The sequence below is a fragment of the Alkalibacterium sp. genome (assembly GCF_046484155.1).
In the GTDB taxonomy this organism is placed as follows: Bacteria; Bacillota; Bacilli; order Lactobacillales; family Carnobacteriaceae_A; genus Alkalibacterium.
The window spans coordinates 1-18,314 of record NZ_JAWOBT010000073.1 but is presented as its reverse complement, the minus strand read 5'-3'; the positions used below and the strand labels follow the sequence as shown (position 1 = coordinate 18,314).

The following is an 18,314-nucleotide window of genomic DNA, read 5'->3' as shown; positions in this document are numbered from 1 at the left end:
GCGATAGTTAGGGATTTTTTATTGGGGTTTGATTAGGTGTTATGGTGCCCGATACACCTTGAGTGGTGCTAAGCTGGTTCATCTTCAGCATACTCACGAACTTTTCTGTCCCAGTGGTACTAAGCCGGCTCGGCTTCGGCATACTCACCGACTTTCCTGTCCCAGTGGTGCTAAGCTCGCTCATCTTCAGCATACTCACCGACTTTTCTGTCCCAGTGGTGCTAAGCTGGCTCATCTTCAACATACTCACCGACTTTCCTGTCCCAGTGGTGCTAAGCTCGCTCATCTTCGACATACTCACGGACTTTTATTTTGATTTAAGCTCAACAAAAACATCTTGATCGTGTTCATGATAATCTTTATTGAGTGATGCCAATTATTCAAATAATCAATAAGGGCTTGATTAGGCACGAGGCCTAATCATTCATTCTTGAAAATCAATATAAACCAACTTTAAATTATACGTTGACACGGCATCTGTATCACGTATATAATACAGCCAACAAGGTGTACTGCTCGATTAATACACCTTGTCTTTTTTTGCCACTAGGGTATCAACTACATGATACAGATAAGCTGCTTTATCGTTTTTTGAGAAAGGACTGAATCATTTGAATGTAACCTTTAATAAAAGAGACCCGATTTACCTGCAGGTCATGCAGTACTTCAAAAGACTGATCGTTTCCGGCGAATTAAATCCTGGTGATGAAATACAATCCCGAAGACAGCTGGCTAACCAATTGAAAATCAATCCCAATACCGTTCAACGGGCGTACAGCGAAATGGAGGAACAACATCTGATTTATACAGAACCCAATCGTCCCAGCAGAGTGACGGAGGACCCGACAGTATTGCATCGACTGAAGAAGGAATGGCTGGATCAGGCGGTGAGCAACTTTGTTTCTGCACTAGATCCGATTGATCTTCCTTTGGATGACATTGTTCATCTTATACAAGAAAAAATAATCACCAGAAAGAAGGAAAACCAATGATCGAACTGAAAAACGTACACAAACACTTTGGAAGAAAAAAAGTGCTGGACGGCATCTCTTTCACCGCTAACAAGGGAGAAATCACTTGTCTAGTAGGCATTAATGGCGTAGGCAAGACAACGATTTTAAATGCCATCATGAATCTGACACCGATCAAAAAAGGAGAAATCACGATCGATGGCGAGTCGATGCATCCAGGAACATACAATAAAGTGGCTTTCATTCCAGACGTAGCGATCACGCTGCCTAATATGAGCGTTCACGAAGCGATGGATTTCATGAAAGATTATTATGTTTCGTGGAACAGCAAACGTGCGAAAGAAATTACCCGCTTTTTCCGACTGAATCTTACAGATAGAATCTCTGAACTGTCAAAAGGGAATCAGGCCAAAGTCAACTTATTGATGGGACTTGCCTTGGATGTAGACTATATACTGATGGATGAGCCCTTTTCAGGCATCGATATCTTTACACGTGAACAGATCACTGATGTATTCAGCAGCCGCTTAGTCGAAAACCGAGGTGTCCTGATCACCACACACGAGATTTTCGACATTGAACATCTCATTGATAAAGTGGTATTACTAGATAATGGCGTCATTTACAAAGAATTCAATGCAGAAGAAATGCGCGAAACAGAAGGAAAATCTGTCGTCGACGTGATGAGGGAGGTTTATGACAAATGAAGAAATCACTACATACTTTTCTTAAATTTACTAATTTCGAACTGGAACGTCTGTCAAAATTTTTATTTACCTTGATGGGAATAACGTTTATTGCAAACTTAGTAGGCTATATTTATACACCTATGAAATATATGGGGAATATAAACGAGTACATTGCACAAAATTCGGCAACAGCAGAACAAGCCCTGCAGCAGTATGGTCTTTTTTCGTTCTATGATACGCTCAGCTCTTTTTGGATCGTGGGACCCATCGCCTTGGGCATCAGCGGATTCATCTTTTATTCTATTTTCATCTGGTACAGGGAATGGTTCGGTAAAAACACCTTTGCTTACCGTTTGCTTATGCTGCCCATTCACAGGATGACACTCTTTTATTCCAAGCTAGTGGTCATCTTCATAGGTATTTTCACACTGATCTCTACTCAGATGATCTCGCTCTTTATTGGCTATCCCATCGTGTCAGCCATCATCGAGAATACTTATTATGTAAATCAAAGTTTAAAGGAAGCTGTCCAGATGCATCCTTTATTCCTTTATCTTTTCCCACTAAACTTAGGTTTCTTTTTAATTATCAATGCTGTGGGACTCGTTGTTTTACTCGTTCTGTTTACAGTTATTTTAATGGAAAGAAGTTTCGCGGCGAAAGGCATCGTGCTGGGAATTGGCTATGCTGCAGCCGCTTTAATGCTTGTTCTTTTCCCTCTCTTCTTACCTGATTTACTAAACAACCATTATATCCTTTACGGTTCGGAATTGATGATTATCGAAGCTCTTTTACTTGCGATAGTAGGCGTCCTCTCTCTCTTTACGAGCCGCCACTTAATAAATAAAAAAATCACTGTTTAGGAAGGAAGGAACAATGAATAAATACATTAAATTAACCAGTTTTCTCTTTCTCATTGCTGTGACTTTGACCGGATTCGGGCTCTACAAGGCGCAGGTGGGTTCTCCTTATCCGGAGTTGAAAGTCGTCACATCAGAAGGTAAACCTGAATATATAGAAGCTATTCACTTTTTAGGTTTTGTTGCTGATAATCAAAATACTCAAAATTATCAAAACAACTCGACATTCGTATTCAAAGATGGCGATTCTCAATACATAAAAGACCATTCTTTTCTTAAACGAATGGATTTCAGTTATGATCCTCAATTAAATGATTTGATTGCTGACTATAGATCCTTCATGCGTGGAAAAAGTCGTCGTGCAGAACACTACACAGAGACAGAACAGCACGTCATTTATACCGGTATGGAAAGTGATGTGTATTGGAATCAGCCTTCTCTCGGTCAGATGACCATCGCTGTCCTGGATAAAGAAACGGAAGAAGAAGAGATGTTTTCGGTCAGCTTAGGTACTGATGGGTCCTATTATGAGGTGTCTGCCACCTATGTTGACTACCCACATTTATCTATTCTAGCTGAAACAAATCATTCTTCCGATATCCCTGAAAAATCTGTTTATACCTTTGATATCGAAAATCCGAAAGAAGAATTGACGGAGGTCGTCAATCTGTCAGAAAAACTTGAGAGCAACGAAGGCCTTTATACCGGCCAGTCATTCGATAAAACCGAACGTTTCATCCCACTCCAGACTGTCAGACAAACCGGTGATCCTGAATTTGATTACAACGAGGAGACCAGCGGTTATTTTGCCTATGATACACAGACACAGGAAGTAATCGACGTGCCGTTATTTGAAGAAGAAACCCTCCTGTTCACTGACAATGACAAACTCTATGTAGGTAAAGATTTAGGCGACACCATAGAATTGTATGAAATGAATGTAGAAAATCAGAATATGGACTTAGTGGGAACGATTGCTATGGCAACCCCTACTATCGGTCGTGATGAGGAAACTCTTTATAATAACCTCTTTAATCAGAGAATGACGGTTCTGAATGGTAAGTTATATGCCTATGAACCTCAGCATTCTGAAAATAATACCCGTCCGCTCTTTCAGATCTCTGATATAGAAACACAGGAAACACTCTTCAATGGAACAATAGGACCAGATGATACGGCTGAAAACGATACGACGAACATCGATGTATTTGAATTCAGACTTGATACAGCAAACAATTAATAAACATCCATCCCTCTCAATATACTTATTTGAGAGGGATGTTTTTTAACTTTCAACCTATAACATTAAGGGAATCTAGCATTTGTTTATATAACTTGTTATACTATGGAAAGTTAATAGACAAACAAGAATTCTTATCATAGAAAGAATGGATATCTTATGAATACAGAAAACCGCGAAAAATTAAAACAGAGTAAACGGATAGTGATCAAAGTCGGTACCAGCACCATCATGTACCCGAATGGATCGATCAACCTGCAGCAGATGGAAAAACTGTCATTCGTACTGAGCGATCTGAAAAATCAGGGGAAAGAAATCATTCTAGTCTCTTCCGGTGCCATCGGTGTCGGCTTATCCCGCATGAACTTGACCCAACGTCCTGTAACGATCCCCGAGCAGCAAGCCATCGCTTCGATCGGTCAGACGGAACTCATGAGTCTGTACAGTAAATTCTTCTATCATTACGGACATCATATCGGGCAAGTGTTGCTGACCAAAGACGTCACAGACTATCCTGTGAGCCGAAAAAACACGGTGAACACCTTTGAACAGCTCCTCATCAAGCATGTCGTCCCTATCGTCAACGAAAACGATACCGTTTCTGTAGAAGAACTCGATCATCTGACGCGATTCGGTGACAACGACACCTTGTCCGCCATCGTACTCGAGCTGACAGAAGCTGATTTACTGATCATGCTGTCGGATATTGACGGCTTTTACGATAAAAATCCCATGAAACACGACGATGCCAAGCGCTTCGAAACAATAAATGAGATAACCGACGACATCCTGGGACTCGCTCAAGACTCTTCTACCAAATTCGGTACAGGCGGTATGATCACGAAGCTGACTGCCGCTCAAATCGTTTTGGAAGCAAACAAACAAATGGTACTGGCCAACGGGACAGATCTGACCATCTTGTTCAGGATCTTAGAGGGCATGAACGAAGGAACCTTATTTTCTAAATAGTTACTGAAGGGAGTTTTTAAACGTGGAAACATTGATCGAACTGGGAAAGAAAGCCAAACAAGCCGAGCGTCATTTAGCTCAGGCCTCTTCCAAAGCCAAGAATGAAGCCTTACTGTTGATGGCAGAAGGTCTGCTGCGTGATACAGCTAAAATACTGGAAGCTAATAAAATCGATACCGATCAGGCTGAAGCAGACGGTATCACAGAATCGCTGCTCGACCGACTCACCCTGACAAAAGAACGGGTCGAAGCGATGGCCCAAGGGCTGAAAGATATCGCCAAACTGCCCGATCCCATTGGCCTGGTGGAAAGCATGTGGACCAATGAAGCGGGTCTTAAAATCGGCAAACAATCGGTGCCCTTGGGGGTCATCGGCATCATTTATGAAGCCCGTCCAAATGTGACATCCGATGCCGCCGGACTCTGTTTCAAATCGGGCAATATCGTCATTTTACGTGGCGGAAAAAAAGCCTTCAATTCCAACTTAGCGGTCGTCACCAGTTTGCGTGCCTCGTTAAGTAACAGCGACTTGCCTGAAACGGCGATTCAATTAGTGGAAGACACTTCCAGAGAATCAGCTAACGAAATGATGAAACTGAACCGGTACCTGGACGTCTTGATTCCACGAGGCGGCGCCAACTTGATCAGAGCGGTGGTCGAGAACGCCACCGTTCCGGTCATCGAAACAGGAACCGGCAACTGTCATGTCTATATCGATCAGTCCGCTCAGCTGGAAATGGCTAAAGATATCATCGTGAACGCTAAAACAGACCGTCCATCGGTATGCAATGCGGCCGAAACACTGCTCATTCATAAAGATGTGGCTGAAACCTTCCTGCCTGTGATCGAAGAAGCCTTGAACGAATGGAACGTCGAACTCAGAGCTGATGAGGAAGCACAGAAACACCTGAAAGACTTTACACCCGCTACGGAAGCAGACTGGGAAACAGAATACCTGGATTATATCCTGGCTGTTAAAGTGGTCGATTCTTTTGACGAAGCCATCGCTCACATCAACCACTACAGCACCGGGCACTCGGAAGCGATCGTGACCGACGATTACTTTGCCGGTCAACGTTTCCACCGTGAAGTGGATTCTGCAGCCGTCTACGTGAATGCTTCTACCCGCTTTACGGACGGTTTTGAATTCGGCTTTGGCGCTGAAATAGGTATCAGCACGCAAAAACTTCACGCCAGAGGTCCGATGGGTCTCCCGGAACTCACTTCTTCCAAGTATATAATTTTTGGAGAAGGTCAGATCCGCTGACCGATCACTTTTAAATCAATAACAGAAATAGACAGTTAAAAACTGTCTATTTTTTTATCTGAATTATACGAATACGCCTTCATACTTGCGGAAGAAACTTTGTGAACAAATGAAAGCATTTACTCCTTTAATGAAAACGTTATTTTCAAAAATAACCTTACATATCAACATTTAATGTGGGTCTTATGTTTAAAATATGGTATGATATCCTCTTATGAACCTTGAGATTTTACCAGTGTGAAAAAAGGAGTAGATGCAATGCAATTTATAAAAAGGAAAGAAAACAGAAAATTTCGACCGATACATATGTTGATTGAAAACAAAAAACTTCTGAAAGATGACTTTCTTTCAGGTCTGACCGTGGCTTTGGCTTTGATACCCGAATCCATCGCTTTTGCCTTTGTGGCTGGAGTCAGCCCCATACTGAGTTTGCAAACTGCTGTTGTGATGGGTCTGGTCGCTGCAACCTTTACCGGTCGGCCCGGCATGATCAGTTCATCGACCGCGGCTATTTCCGTGGTGTTCGCCTCACTGATCGCTGTTCATGGACTGGAGTACTTATTCGCCACCGTTGTCCTAATGGGACTTCTTCAGATACTCATTGGCGTATTGAAACTCGGAAAGTATGCGCGGATCATCCCCTACCCTGTTATGCTCGGCTTTTTAAATGGCCTATCGATAGTTATCTTTATATCACAGTGGGACCTGTTCAAAGTTAACCAGACCTCAGTAGTCAACGGCTCTGAAGTCACGCAATCAACTTGGCTCCCTGGTCCAGAAATTGCTCTTATGCTATTTTTTGTTGCCTTTACGATGCTGATTATTCATTTTGTACCTAAATACACCAAAGCCATTCCGTCCAGTCTGATAGCGATTATCGTTATGACTATTATCGCCGTGTTTATGACCCGTAGTGGTATTCATTTGCAGAATGTCCAGGACTTTGCAGGCATGGAGATCAGCGGTGGCTTACCCGGTTTCCATCTCCCAATGGTACCGATAAACTTTGAAACACTGAGTATTATTTTCCCATATGCCATCATTGGCGGTCTTGTTGGTTTAGCGGAAGCTGTCTTAACCTTACAAGTCATTGATGAGATGACGAACACGCGCGGCCGCACCAATAAAGAAATCGTCGCCCAAGGGTTAGGGAACATCGCTAACGGCTTCTTCGGCGGAATGGGCGGAGACGCTATGATCGGTCAGTCCATCATCAATATTAAATCCGGCGGAAGAAGTCGCATCTCAGGTTTAGTTGCGGCAGCCTCATTGATGTTTTTCATCATGTTCGGTTCAGCTTTTATAAATGCTGTTCCCTTAGCAGGATTAGTTGGCGTCATGTTCATGGTCGTCATTGGTACCTTCAAGTGGGAAAGCTTGCGCTATAAAAACAAGGTACCTGCACAAGATATCCTGGTCATAGTCATCGTATCTCTGATAACTATTTTCTCAGATTTAGCTACCGCCGTTATCGTCGGTGTTATCGTCTCTGCTTTGATCTTTGCATGGGAAAAAGGAAAAGTTATCTATGCTAACGTTGAAGAAACTATCCCTGGAGAAAAGACCTATAAAATCAACGGCACGATATTCTTCGGGTCGGTTCTGAACTTTAAAGATATTTTTGATTTCGACAATGATCCAGAAGAAGTTATTCTAGACTTGAAATATGCCAAAGTTTCGGATTATTCGGCAGTGGAAGCCATTAGTTCGATAACAAAACGCTACGCAGAACAAGGCAAGCAATTTAAAATCGTTCGCTTAAGTGATGACTGCAAGAAACTGTTCCGTAATGCAGATATCCTTGCTTCTGTTAATATAGATGACCTAGACACTGAATTAATCGAATTCCCATACGTTTAAAATTTAAAAAAACAGACAGAAATCAATGAGTCATTGATTTCTGTCTGTTTTCGTTATTCAATTATTCCCTTAGCAATTTCTATCACGATTCACACTTCTTTTATTTGAAATAATTGATTCCCATTGCTTCCTTCACTTCGTCCAAGGTTTGAGCAGCGACAGCTTCTGCTTTCTCGCTGCCGGCTTTGAGCATCTCCAGTACAGCCCCTCTGTCTTTGGCAAATTCTTCACGGCGTTCACGAATGGGTTGCAGTTTAGCCTGCAGGACATCATTCAAGTAACGTTTGATCTTCACGTCACCCAATCCGCCCTTACGGTACTGGTCTTTCAGTTCCTGGACTTTTTCTTTGTCTTCGTCAAACACATCCAGATAAGTGAAGACGACGTTCCCTTCCACTTGACCGGGATCTTCGACATGTATATGTTTGGGATCGGTATACATCTTCATGATCTTCTTTTGAACATCCTCGGCACTGTCAGCTAAGTAAATACCGTTATTGAGTGATTTACTCATTTTACCTTTACCGTCGATACCGACTAAGCGGCCTTGGCCTTTGGGAGGTAAAATGATCTCCGGTTCGACCAGCACATCATGCCTGTACGTGCGGTTGAAATCGCGCGCGATTTCTCGAGTCTGTTCGACCATCGGTTTCTGATCTTCACCGACCGGGACATGGGTCGCTTTAAAGGCGGTGATGTCTGCCGCTTGACTGACTGGATACATGAAGAAACCTGCCGGAATACTTTCATTGAAGCCTTTTTCCAAGATCTCAGATTTAACTGTGGGGTTACGTTGCAAACGAGCCACAGTCACTAAGTTAAGGTAATACATTGTCAATTCAGGCAGTTGCGGGATCTGAGACTGCACAAAGATGGTTGTCTTTTTTGGATCCAGTCCGACAGCCAAATAGTCCAGCGCTACTTCCAGTAAATTCTGCTGAATTTTTTCGGGATTTTCAGCATTATCTGTTAAGGCCTGTTGATCGGCTATCATAACAAAGACTTTGTTGTTTTCGTCTTCTTGCAATCTCAAACGATTCTGGAGCGAGCCGACATAGTGTCCTAAATGTAATTTTCCTGTCGGACGGTCCCCTGTTAATATGATACGTTCCATGTTTGTTAATCTCCTCATAAATAATCTAATTGGTCTTATTGTATCTTAATTTGGATAGAAAAAAAAGGAGTGGCTCCTTCTTCGCCTTGTCTATTCAACTTGTTTTCTCGCTAGTTCCAGCGCTTCATCTCTCTATTAACCACTTAGTTATTAAACCCTTTTTTCATCCACCACACGTTTAATGCGATGAGTCCGATAAAGACTCCCCACACAGCGTAAGGGACAAAAGTTTGAACCAGAATCATGATCACTGAAATGATGAAGACGGGTACAAAGAAGATGAGACTGGACATGCACCCTTGATTAGCTTCGGAGGCTGCGTATTTTCTCGAAAAAGGTAATCCCTGACTCGATCGCTTCATTTCAAAATATAAAATGACACTCATCAGCAAGAAGCCATTGACCAGTTGAATGACATACGTTAGACCCGTCAGTACAATGATCAAACCGCTGATGACCGAATACATCGGTAACAGGATCTTGATCAGCATGACCTTCGTTACAGCTCGGAAAAAGGGTCCTTTTGAATGCCTGGGACTTAATTCGAATTGCCAGCGGCCTTTATAGTTAACGGAGAACTGTGTCGCCACAGCAATCATCGGAATCGCCAGCATGGTGAAGTACGGCAGATATAGAAAGGTCTGCGTGTTTTGAGCGGTAACGGGTTGGTCGCCTCTCAAACTGGAGAAAAACATGACGACTGGGAACACCATTGCACTAGCAATTGAGGGATACAGGCGTGTTTTGAATTCCCGTTCGTTTTTCGTTAACTGCCAGGTGAAATGGAAATAAGCTCTTTCCAGCGAATCAAAGCTCAACGTTTTAGCAGCCACTTTTTCTAAAACAGAACGGTTAGACGGTTGAGTTTTGCCTTTGTTCATTTTCTGCAAATTGCTGTCGATTTTATCAATATTAAAGTGATAGAGTACCGCTATCGCTGCAGTTCCTAAAATCAGGAACAGCGTGTATACCAGATAAACGGTTTGAAAACCTTCCTGAAAAAGTCCAAACGGTGCGACAAACCACATTGGGATAAGCAACGCATGCCCAAAGGAAAGATTCATCTCAACCAAAAATGTTTCCGGATCGATCACTTCAAATATCTGACTTATCAGGTAATAACCCATGACCATAAAGACAGACAATCCAATTTGACTGTACGCAATGATGTTTTTGAGCCGTTCGCCATCGAAGTGTTTCAAAACAGTCGCGTACATCAAAATGGTCAATCCAAGCGACCATAATGAAGCCAGAAAAGTTAACACAATTAAAATCAAACCAGCTAGAAAACCATAAAAATAAAACGTCGCTAACATCATGGCCAGACCGACCGCAAAAGTAAATGAGACGAGATAAATCGCCACATGCGTTGCCTTGGCCGCTCCGATCGTCTTTTGCGACACCGGTTTCGTTCCTATCAGCTCTGAGTCTTTCGTATCCAGCAATATATTGGAGAAGTTGGCCAGCATGGTAGAAAATAACATGACAAAAATATAACTGAAATAGGTTGTGTACTGGAAAACCCAATTGTCATAGACAAATAACAGCAGCAAGAACACACTGATAATGGCATATACCCACAAACTTGAGAAGAAATGGTTTTTTTCTTCATTTTGCTTGGCTTTGGAACTCATTCCCTGAACGGCTGCTTCCTTGCGGCTATCCATGGTCATCTTCATTTTCAGTATGGTTCGCATTTGCTTGTAATCTATCCCAAATTTTTGATAGATCGGTGCGAACTTATCTATTATTTTCAAATAAACCGGTTCTTTGGCTCGTTCACCCATGCTTAAAATATCACGCATCATGAGTGATTTCCCCTTTCATGCCACTGAGAAATCGATCAGCCAGCGCTTCATGTTCATCAAAACCGGTCAGTGTATTGAATAATTGTTCGAGTGTTCCTTCGGCTTCTTTTTTCAATTCACTGAACGGACCATCCGCAACCACGTATCCGTCATGTAAGATCAGGATCCGGTCACTCAGCTTTTCAACGGTATCCATGACATGTGAAGAATAAAAGATGGTCTTTCCTTCTTTTTTCAATTTAAGCAGAAGTTCTTTGATCACCTGGACACTGTTCGCATCCAATCCGCTCAAGGGTTCGTCCCAAAACAAGATATCCGGATTGTGGATCAAGCTTGAGATGATCAGGACCTTCTGACGCATCCCTTTTGAAAAACTGGATAAACGCCCGTGAAAAGACTCTTTGATCCCTAAAGCATCCATCATCTGAGTCGCTCTTTCGATGATATCTTTTTCCTCCATGCCATAAAGTTCGCCGACAAATAACAAATATTCTTTAGCAGTCAATGTTTCATAGAGCTCGGCATTCTCCGGCACATAACCGATTCTCGCCTTATAGGCCACGTCGTCAGCATTTACCGGTTGATTGAATAACCGAATCGTCCCCGCGTCCTTTTTCAGCATGCCTAAAATTATTTTTACGGTCGTGCTCTTGCCTGCCCCGTTAGGTCCTATGTAGCCGATTATTTCTCCCGGCATAACAGAAAAGGTCACGCCTTTCAGTACCGGTGTCCCGTCAAACTGTTTGGTTACATCGACTAACTCTACGATCGGTTCCATAAAATCCTCCTTGAATCACTTTGACACTAGTTTATCATAAATATCTAAGGTAAAGGTTTTAATCTATGATTCTTAATCAAACTGTGCTAGTCTGTACTTAAATATGACTTAAAGAAGGTGCTTAGATGTATCAGAGAACTTTCAAGCATGCAACACTCTGGGGGTTATTATGGCGGTCATTTTTTGCCTTGGTGGGCGTGGTTATCTTGACAACCATTCTTTTTCTTGCGTTTGGTCAAGAGCATATTTTCTTTATCAGAATACTATCTGACAGTTTACTCTATTTTCTGGTTTATAAAATAATTATCTCACTGATGAAAAAGCAATCACTTAGTATCCGGTCCGTCGCAAAATCCGATCCGAAAAAATGGGATGAACTTTTAGAAATCAGCGGCTGGACACTGCTGACTGCTGTTGTGGCAACGAGCTTTTCGATATTTCTGCTGACCGTGATTTCGTTTATCCCTAATGCCTATGAAACCATTATTCCTTACATTGAAGAGCTGGCCAACGGGGATGATATCTCCTTCATCTATCTCTTCGTTATCGCGGTGATCGTTGCACCCATTGTCGAAGAAATCATCTTTCGCGGTTACATCATGAATAAATGGGCGGACAAGTATTCGCTCAAGAAAGGCATCATTTATAGTTCTTTACTCTTTATGCTTTTTCACGTCCAGTCTTTCTTCATCCCTCAACTGCTTTTAGGACTGTTGTGTGCACTTGTTTACGTTAAATTCAATAACCTCTTTTATGCCATTTTCACACACAGCCTGTATAATCTCCTTGTCATATTACCGGCTTTTCTCGTACCGGATGATGGCGATATGGCTGTCGACAGTCTACTTGCCCTATCAGAAGAACTACCCGCTGATTATCTTATTTTCTCAGCTGTTTTCATCATTGGTCTCCTGGTCATACTCCTTTTATTCACTAAATTGTTCCGATCGATCAAAGATCAGTCCAGCCCGTATGTGGAAAATCTGAATCAGTAAAAAAAAAGACTGTCACGTCCAGCATAGACGTGACGGTCTTTTTATTCTCCTTCCCATTCATTAAAAAATTGCGTTAGATACTCTTCCATAAAAGCGTGCCGTTCCTCAGCTATTGCTCTGGCAGCCTCTGTATTCATCAAATCTTTCAACTTCAATAATTTCTCATAAAAATGATGCACCGCACTCGTTTTCCCTCTACGGTATTCTTCTTCCGTCATGTTGTCTCTCACAGACAATTCCGGATCGAACAGAGGATTCCCCTTACTTCCTGCATACGCAAAACAGCGTGCGATACCTATGGCTCCAATGGCATCCAGACGGTCTGCATCCTGCACCACTTGCGCTTCGATTGTATGCAGCTTTCTGCGGTTACCACCTTTGAAAGAAATGCTCTCAATAATTTCTAAAATCTTTTCGCTGTCGGTAGAAGAAACGCCGACACCGTCCAGCCAATACATGACTTCTTGAACCGCATCTTCTTTATTGGAAACAAGTTTGTCATCGATCAAATCGTGCAGTAAAGCAGCCAGTTCGACTACAAAACGGTTAGCTTTTTCTTTCTCTGCCAGCTTGACAGCCATTTTCCAGACACGTTCAATATGATACCAGTCGTGTCCCGTTCCTTCATTGAGAAGTTTCTCTCGAACCATCTGCTTCGTATCATTAATAATTGCTTCATTGTACATTGGATTAGCTCCCCTACCTTTTTACTCACTTTAACATAATTACACTAAATTGGCCTGAAAAAACCTATAAATTTTAATTCTCCAATCAGCTGTATCTCAAATGCTGAATTTAGTCATTATTTAGTTACACTCAGTATTCTCAATAGTAAAATCGCTTGATGTGAGAACTCAAGCCTGCTTTCTTGATATCAGCAATCAATAAGTTAATATAAAAAAGACCTCACGATTAAAGTGAGGTCCTCTAAATTTAAATTTATTTTTTAATGACTAATTGAATCGCTTTTTCGATATTTTCTGCCTGCTCTTCTGGGTTCGTCGATGGGTTCTCAAGACATTGCTTCAAGTTCTCCGCAACGATCAATCCCATAATACGGTCCACACTTGACCGGACAGCCGATAATTGTGTGACAAGATCTGAACATTCTTTTTCCTCTTCCAACATCCGTTGAATGCCTCTGACCTGACCTTCAGTTCGTTTCAAGCGATTAAGAATGCTTTTGTCACATTTTACCATGTTACTCGACGTCTCCTCTCCAAGCAGACATACCGCCCATAACGTTGACGACCGTGTACCCATTATTGCCTAAAAAGTCACAAGCGACTGAAGAACGTGCACCAGATAAACAAACGACATACTGTTCTTTCTCTTTGTCGATTTTGTCTAAATGCTGAGCAAATTCACTTAAAGGAACATTAATTGCACCTGGAATGTGTCCGGATGAAAATTCACCCGCTTCTCTTACATCGATAATATTTAAATCTTCTTTTCTTTGCTTTTGTCCAAATTCGTCCATACTAATTGAGTTAAACAATTTCAACTTCCTCCATTTTTAAAATTTCTATTTCTTCAGGTTTCACTGTTTGATAGAGCGCAAACGCGCCATCTAAGTTTTTCACTTGGTAGCCTAATTGTTTGAGTAGTCTTTCCCCGATATAACTTCTTTGACCACTACGGCAGCTGATCACGTACGCCTGGTCTTTATCCAGTTCATTCACACGATCACGTAGATCATTGAGTGGAATGTTGATTGAATTAGGGAAACGACCTGATTCTTCCAGTTCTAATTCGCTGCGTACATCTAGAAGAACGGCACCGTTCTCTAATTCCTCATTCAATTCGTGCCATTGCACTAATTCGCTCATACCTTCCATAACGTTAAGCGCAGCGTAGCCAATCATATTGACTGGGTCTTTTGCTGAACCAAATGGGGGTGCATAAGTGAATTCAAGTTCTGGTAGATCATGCACGGTTAAGCCGGCTTTGATGGCTGTTGAAATAATATCGATACGTTTGTCGACACCCTTACTACCGATGCCTTGCGCGCCATAAATGGTCCCGTCTTTAGGATTGAAGACAAGTTTCAATGTGATATCCGTTGCGCCAGGATAGTAACTTGCATGACTACTGCTTAACGTGTGCACAGAAGCAACCTCTAACCCTGCCATTTTCGCCATACGTTCATTTAATCCAGCTGAAGCAGCTGAAAGTCCGAATACACGAACAATGGCCGTTCCGATGCTGCCTTTATTTTTACGTTTCATCCCAGCAATTACGTCTGCGACTTGACGTCCTTGACGGTTAGCTGGTGAAGCAAGTGAAATCAAGGCATCTTCACCTGTCACTTGGTTTTTAACAACAATAGCATCACCCACAGCATAAATATCGGATATGCTTGTTTCATAATTTTCATCCACCAGAATACCACCGCGGAAGCCGAGTTTGATACCTGTTGATTGTGCTAGTCTGTTTTCAGGTTGGACCCCGATAGACATCACGGTCATATCCGTGGTCAATTCACTACCGTCTTCCAAGACAACGATTCGACCTTCTTCTTTGAAAGCGACCGCTGATTGAGACGTAATGACCTTGACCCCATGTTCACGTAATTCATTTTGCACAAAGGCAGCCATTTCCTCGTCTAACGGCGGTAACACATGAGGCGCTTTTTCAACGATGGTGACGTTGATCCCTCTGTGTTTCAAGTTCTCAGCCATTTCGATACCAATGAATCCGGCACCCACAACAACGGCTTCTTTAGGATCTGATCCGTTGATGCGTTCCATGATTTGATCCAGGTCCGGTACGTTTCTTAACGTATAAACATTGTTGCATTCACTTAAGCCACTGATTGCAGGAACAAAAGGTCTTGCACCCGGTGATAAGATCAATTTATCGTAACTCTCAGTCAATACTTCACCATTGTGTTTAACTGAAACGGTTTTGTCTTCTGGGTTGATAGCTAAAACTTCAGTATGTGGTCTCACGTCTAAACGGAAACGGTCATACAAGGTTTCAGGCGTTTGCACTAACAATTTATCACGGTCTGCGATCTCACCTGATACATGATACGGTAAACCACAGTTTGCGAAAGACACATATGGACCTTTTTCAAAAATAATAATTTCTGCATTTTCATCTAAACGGCGTAAACGTGTTGCAGCTGACATCCCGCCAGCAACACCACCGACAATAACTACTTTACTCAATTAAACTTTTCCTCCTCTGACTGTTCCATTCCACTGATTCATCCCGCCACGTACGTTCACTACATCAAAACCTTTTTTCTGTAGTGCCGTTGCAGCACGTTTACTTCTCATACCTGACTGACAAATGACATAAAGTTTGTCGTCTGTCTTGCCCTTATATTGCTCTATTTTATTTAACGGGAAATTTTTCGATCCCGGAATATGCCCCTGGCGGTATTCGCCCGGCATACGCACATCTAATATCATAGGTTTATTGGTTAATTCTGATTCTAATTGGTTTGCAGTCGTACTTGGTACACGATTAAATAATCCAAACAAGCTTATCGCCTCAACTTTTCTTTAATTTAAATACCCTACCAGGTATACTAGACCTTATAGAATAAGATGTCAAGCACTCGACATGAATATCTTCCTATTTTTCATTTTTTTAAGTTATACTGATAGTACAAAAGAAGCAAAGGGGATATTGTTATGAAAAAAAGAACGAAATGGGGATTACTCGGTGCACTGGGAGTCACGACCAGTTTTTTCACTTATGCGAGTAGCTATTTTTACAAAACGGCCGTGGGTATCAACAAAAAAGAATTTGTAGAAGAATACAGCATGGAAGAAATTTACCAAGATGACCCTTGGGAGAATGAAAAAAGATGGTATCAGACTGTAGAAAAGGACGTTTTGATTCAACGTGCTACAGACGGTCTGCTGCTGTCCGGACTATTTATACCTGCAAAAGAAAAGTCCAGGAAAGTCGTCATCATCGCCCATGGCTATAGTAGCAGTAACTTAGATATGGCACCTTGGGCGAAACTTTTTTATGATATAGGATTCAGCCTTTTACTCCCTGATGCCAGAGGACACGGTGAGAGCGAAGGCGACTATATCGGATTCGGGTGGCACGAGAGAAAAGATTATATGCTGTGGATCGAGCAGATGATCGAAAAATTGGGCGATGATCTTGAAGTCGTCCTTTACGGCCTCAGTATGGGAGGGGCCACTGTCATGAACGTGAGCGGAGAAGCCCTGCCTCTCAATGTTAAAGCGATCGTGGAGGACTGCGGCTACAGTTCCGTATCCAAAGAAATGGCGCATCAACTGAAAATCATGTACAAGCTACCCCAATACCCGATCATCCCACTGACCAGTTTCATTACAAAAATGAAAGCAGGCTTTTGGTTTGGTGAAGCTAATCCAGAAAAACAGGTCCAAAAGAGTCAGACCCCTCTTTTATTCATCCACGGTGACGAAGATATTTTTGTTCCCACTCACATGGCCTATGATGTTTATCATGCTACCAGCTGTCCTAAAGAACTCTATATCGTTCCTGGAGCGGCGCATGCGTACAGCTATATTACAGATAAGGATGAATACCGCCTTCGTATCAAACGTTTCTTATCACGACACCTTTCCAACGTAAACTAAGCGCGAAAAGATGATGCCCTGTATACAACTAAGTAAACAGCAAAAGAAGAAACCGTATTATCTCGATTGAAACGAGATAATACGGTTTTTTACTCTTTTAGGGTCAAATAACGAAACAAACTATTTTCGATGGGATCATCTAATTTCAGAAGCATCTCCACCACATTTTTCTTTTTACCCTCTTTGGTTGCTTTTTTCAACTCATTGATTGTTTCCTGAACAGGGGTCACTTCTCCTAAATAATAGAAGTCGCTTCCCTCGTCATCCGATTTTTTCACAAACAAACGGAAGATCCAGTCCTTTGGATTCTTCAGTTTTTCAACTTCAGGTGATTTTAATGTCCGAGGTGCCTTCGTGAACCATTTCATTGTCGTCGAGTCCAGGAGTTCATCTTCATAGGCCATCTGGGATCCGGCAAAGTCTTCTCCTTTTTCAAGCGTGACAAAAATAACGAATTCGCCGTTTTTTGCTGTGTATCCACCAATGTTCTGATCGACCAGCTGTTCTTCCCAGTTGAGTAGTCTCAAGACATCTTTTCTTTTGTATTTTTCATACAGCGTTATAGATGCCTCCGGCAAATAACCAGTTGCATTCAATAGGCCTGTCTCAATTATATCTAAGCATAACTTTTTGAAATAATCATTATTTAACGCTGCTTTCATTCCCTTTGATAGTTTTATCTCATTTTTTTTAATTGAGATAAATGGGTTGTCTCCATACGTTTTACGGGTCATACCAGTAAAGAATCTTAAATCCAGTGAGTTCAGCACTGACTGAATCGTTTTATTGTCGCTGATAAGACCTAGCTTTTCGTACCATTGCCCTAACTCTTCAGTCGAAACTGCTTTTTTCACATTGTTTTTTTGATCATCGATTAATCTTTTCAGCAAGACTAATTCATGTTTTCTCATACCGGACAGGAGTTCGCGAGATGCAATCATTAAATACCTCTGTTCCTCTTCGGTAACGAGCCCTTCTGTTTCGCCCATACTTAACAAAAAGTCATAATAACTTTTCTTTTTATTTGCAAGCAGGACCGGGTCGAGCATTTCTTGTTCTTTGAAATCTTTGAGATAAGGGACGCGCCCTAAGCGATTGTAAAGCAGCTGAAATGCTTTTCTGAGTTCAGACATTGAATCCATTGATGTCTTGTTGATGGATTCAAAAATTT

18 protein-coding genes are annotated in these 18,314 nt (G+C 41.9%); 9 read left to right on the top strand and 9 right to left on the bottom strand.

The features are described from left to right. Window positions 1-611 precede the first annotated feature (611 nt). From R6U02_RS05580 to R6U02_RS05550, 7 genes are all read left to right on the top strand, one after another. Window positions 612-992 carry a GntR family transcriptional regulator gene (locus R6U02_RS05580; protein WP_410262647.1) on the top strand — a complete coding sequence of 127 codons (381 nt, stop codon included), beginning with the start codon at window positions 612-614 and terminating at the stop codon, window positions 990-992. Next, on the top strand, window positions 989-1,678 hold the full coding sequence (locus R6U02_RS05575; protein WP_410262646.1) for an ABC transporter ATP-binding protein: 690 nt from the start codon (window positions 989-991) through the stop codon (window positions 1,676-1,678). The genes R6U02_RS05580 and R6U02_RS05575 overlap by 4 nt, the downstream gene beginning before the upstream one ends. Beyond that, window positions 1,675-2,523: a hypothetical protein gene (locus R6U02_RS05570; protein ID WP_410262645.1), complete on the top strand. Its 849-nt coding sequence runs from the start codon at window positions 1,675-1,677 to the stop codon at window positions 2,521-2,523. The genes R6U02_RS05575 and R6U02_RS05570 overlap by 4 nt, the downstream gene beginning before the upstream one ends. A gap of 13 nt (window positions 2,524-2,536) precedes the next feature. Continuing rightward, entirely contained in the window at window positions 2,537-3,760 is a 1,224-nt protein-coding gene (locus R6U02_RS05565; protein ID WP_410262644.1) for a hypothetical protein, read from the top strand. A 159-nt stretch (window positions 3,761-3,919) separates the two neighbouring features. Then, window positions 3,920-4,729, top strand: a complete 810-nt coding sequence (proB, locus tag R6U02_RS05560) for a glutamate 5-kinase (protein ID WP_410262643.1) — start codon at window positions 3,920-3,922, stop codon at window positions 4,727-4,729. Window positions 4,730-4,751: 22 nt separating this feature from the next. Then, window positions 4,752-5,996, top strand: a complete 1,245-nt coding sequence (locus R6U02_RS05555; protein ID WP_410262642.1) for a glutamate-5-semialdehyde dehydrogenase — start codon at window positions 4,752-4,754, stop codon at window positions 5,994-5,996. 258 nt (window positions 5,997-6,254) lie between these two features. Next, window positions 6,255-7,856, top strand: coding sequence for a SulP family inorganic anion transporter (locus R6U02_RS05550; protein ID WP_410262641.1), 1,602 nt, complete (start codon window positions 6,255-6,257; stop codon window positions 7,854-7,856). 100 nt (window positions 7,857-7,956) lie between these two features. Here the strand turns inward: R6U02_RS05550 and trpS are convergent, their stop codons facing one another. From trpS to R6U02_RS05535, 3 genes are all read right to left on the bottom strand, one after another. After that, the gene (gene trpS / locus R6U02_RS05545) at window positions 7,957-8,970 is read right to left on the bottom strand and encodes a tryptophan--tRNA ligase (RefSeq protein WP_410262640.1); all 1,014 of its coding nucleotides are present in this window, start codon (window positions 8,968-8,970) and stop codon (window positions 7,957-7,959) included. A 143-nt stretch (window positions 8,971-9,113) separates the two neighbouring features. Beyond that, window positions 9,114-10,778 carry a hypothetical protein gene (locus R6U02_RS05540; protein WP_410262639.1) on the bottom strand — a complete coding sequence of 555 codons (1,665 nt, stop codon included), beginning with the start codon at window positions 10,776-10,778 and terminating at the stop codon, window positions 9,114-9,116. Further along, a complete protein-coding gene (locus R6U02_RS05535; protein ID WP_410262638.1) occupies window positions 10,768-11,556 on the bottom strand; it encodes an ABC transporter ATP-binding protein in 789 nt (262 codons plus the stop codon). Before R6U02_RS05535 ends, R6U02_RS05540 begins: the two co-directional genes overlap by 11 nt. A 125-nt stretch (window positions 11,557-11,681) precedes the next feature. Between R6U02_RS05535 and R6U02_RS05530 the strand changes: the two genes are divergently transcribed. Beyond that, the gene (locus R6U02_RS05530) at window positions 11,682-12,551 is read left to right on the top strand and encodes a CPBP family intramembrane glutamic endopeptidase (RefSeq protein WP_410262637.1); all 870 of its coding nucleotides are present in this window, start codon (window positions 11,682-11,684) and stop codon (window positions 12,549-12,551) included. Window positions 12,552-12,592: 41 nt separating this feature from the next. On the opposite strand, the gene R6U02_RS05525 is transcribed toward R6U02_RS05530, so the two are convergent. From R6U02_RS05525 to R6U02_RS05505, 5 genes are all read right to left on the bottom strand, one after another. After that, on the bottom strand, window positions 12,593-13,237 hold the full coding sequence (locus R6U02_RS05525; RefSeq protein WP_410262636.1) for an HD domain-containing protein: 645 nt from the start codon (window positions 13,235-13,237) through the stop codon (window positions 12,593-12,595). A gap of 253 nt (window positions 13,238-13,490) precedes the next feature. Continuing rightward, on the bottom strand, window positions 13,491-13,751 hold the full coding sequence (locus R6U02_RS05520; RefSeq protein ID WP_410262635.1) for a metal-sensitive transcriptional regulator: 261 nt from the start codon (window positions 13,749-13,751) through the stop codon (window positions 13,491-13,493). A 1-nt stretch (window position 13,752) separates the two neighbouring features. Next, window positions 13,753-14,049 carry a rhodanese-like domain-containing protein gene (locus R6U02_RS05515; protein ID WP_410262634.1) on the bottom strand — a complete coding sequence of 99 codons (297 nt, stop codon included), beginning with the start codon at window positions 14,047-14,049 and terminating at the stop codon, window positions 13,753-13,755. After that, window positions 14,042-15,724, bottom strand: a complete 1,683-nt coding sequence (locus R6U02_RS05510; protein WP_410262633.1) for an FAD-dependent oxidoreductase — start codon at window positions 15,722-15,724, stop codon at window positions 14,042-14,044. The genes R6U02_RS05515 and R6U02_RS05510 overlap by 8 nt, the downstream gene beginning before the upstream one ends. Further along, window positions 15,725-16,042, bottom strand: a complete 318-nt coding sequence (locus R6U02_RS05505) for a rhodanese-like domain-containing protein (RefSeq protein WP_410262632.1) — start codon at window positions 16,040-16,042, stop codon at window positions 15,725-15,727. It lies immediately after the preceding gene. A 153-nt stretch (window positions 16,043-16,195) separates the two neighbouring features. Here R6U02_RS05505 and R6U02_RS05500 point away from each other — a divergent pair, with 153 nt between their 5' ends. Further along, window positions 16,196-17,143, top strand: a complete 948-nt coding sequence (locus R6U02_RS05500; RefSeq protein WP_410262631.1) for an alpha/beta hydrolase — start codon at window positions 16,196-16,198, stop codon at window positions 17,141-17,143. Window positions 17,144-17,232: 89 nt separating this feature from the next. On the opposite strand, the gene R6U02_RS05495 is transcribed toward R6U02_RS05500, so the two are convergent. Beyond that, window positions 17,233-18,314 (bottom strand): DUF3427 domain-containing protein (locus tag R6U02_RS05495; protein ID WP_410262630.1); only part of this gene is annotated, 1,082 nt, incomplete at its 5' end.

Bases quoted from the DNA above. Each gene is read 5' to 3' on its own strand.
- trpS (WP_410262640.1), bottom strand. From the start codon at position 8,970: ATGGAACGTATCATATTAACAGGGGACCGTCCGACAGGAAAATTACAT.
- R6U02_RS05575 (WP_410262646.1), top strand. From the start codon at position 989: ATGATCGAACTGAAAAACGTACACAAACACTTTGGAAGAAAAAAAGTG.
- R6U02_RS05530 (WP_410262637.1), top strand. From the start codon at position 11,682: ATGTATCAGAGAACTTTCAAGCATGCAACACTCTGGGGGTTATTATGG.
- proB (WP_410262643.1), top strand. From the start codon at position 3,920: ATGAATACAGAAAACCGCGAAAAATTAAAACAGAGTAAACGGATAGTG.
- R6U02_RS05565 (WP_410262644.1), top strand. From the start codon at position 2,537: ATGAATAAATACATTAAATTAACCAGTTTTCTCTTTCTCATTGCTGTG.
- R6U02_RS05525 (WP_410262636.1), bottom strand. From the start codon at position 13,237: ATGTACAATGAAGCAATTATTAATGATACGAAGCAGATGGTTCGAGAG.
- R6U02_RS05500 (WP_410262631.1), top strand. From the start codon at position 16,196: ATGAAAAAAAGAACGAAATGGGGATTACTCGGTGCACTGGGAGTCACG.
- R6U02_RS05550 (WP_410262641.1), top strand. From the start codon at position 6,255: ATGCAATTTATAAAAAGGAAAGAAAACAGAAAATTTCGACCGATACAT.
- R6U02_RS05570 (WP_410262645.1), top strand. From the start codon at position 1,675: ATGAAGAAATCACTACATACTTTTCTTAAATTTACTAATTTCGAACTG.
- R6U02_RS05535 (WP_410262638.1), bottom strand. From the start codon at position 11,556: ATGGAACCGATCGTAGAGTTAGTCGATGTAACCAAACAGTTTGACGGG.
- R6U02_RS05540 (WP_410262639.1), bottom strand. From the start codon at position 10,778: ATGATGCGTGATATTTTAAGCATGGGTGAACGAGCCAAAGAACCGGTT.
- R6U02_RS05520 (WP_410262635.1), bottom strand. From the start codon at position 13,751: ATGGTAAAATGTGACAAAAGCATTCTTAATCGCTTGAAACGAACTGAA.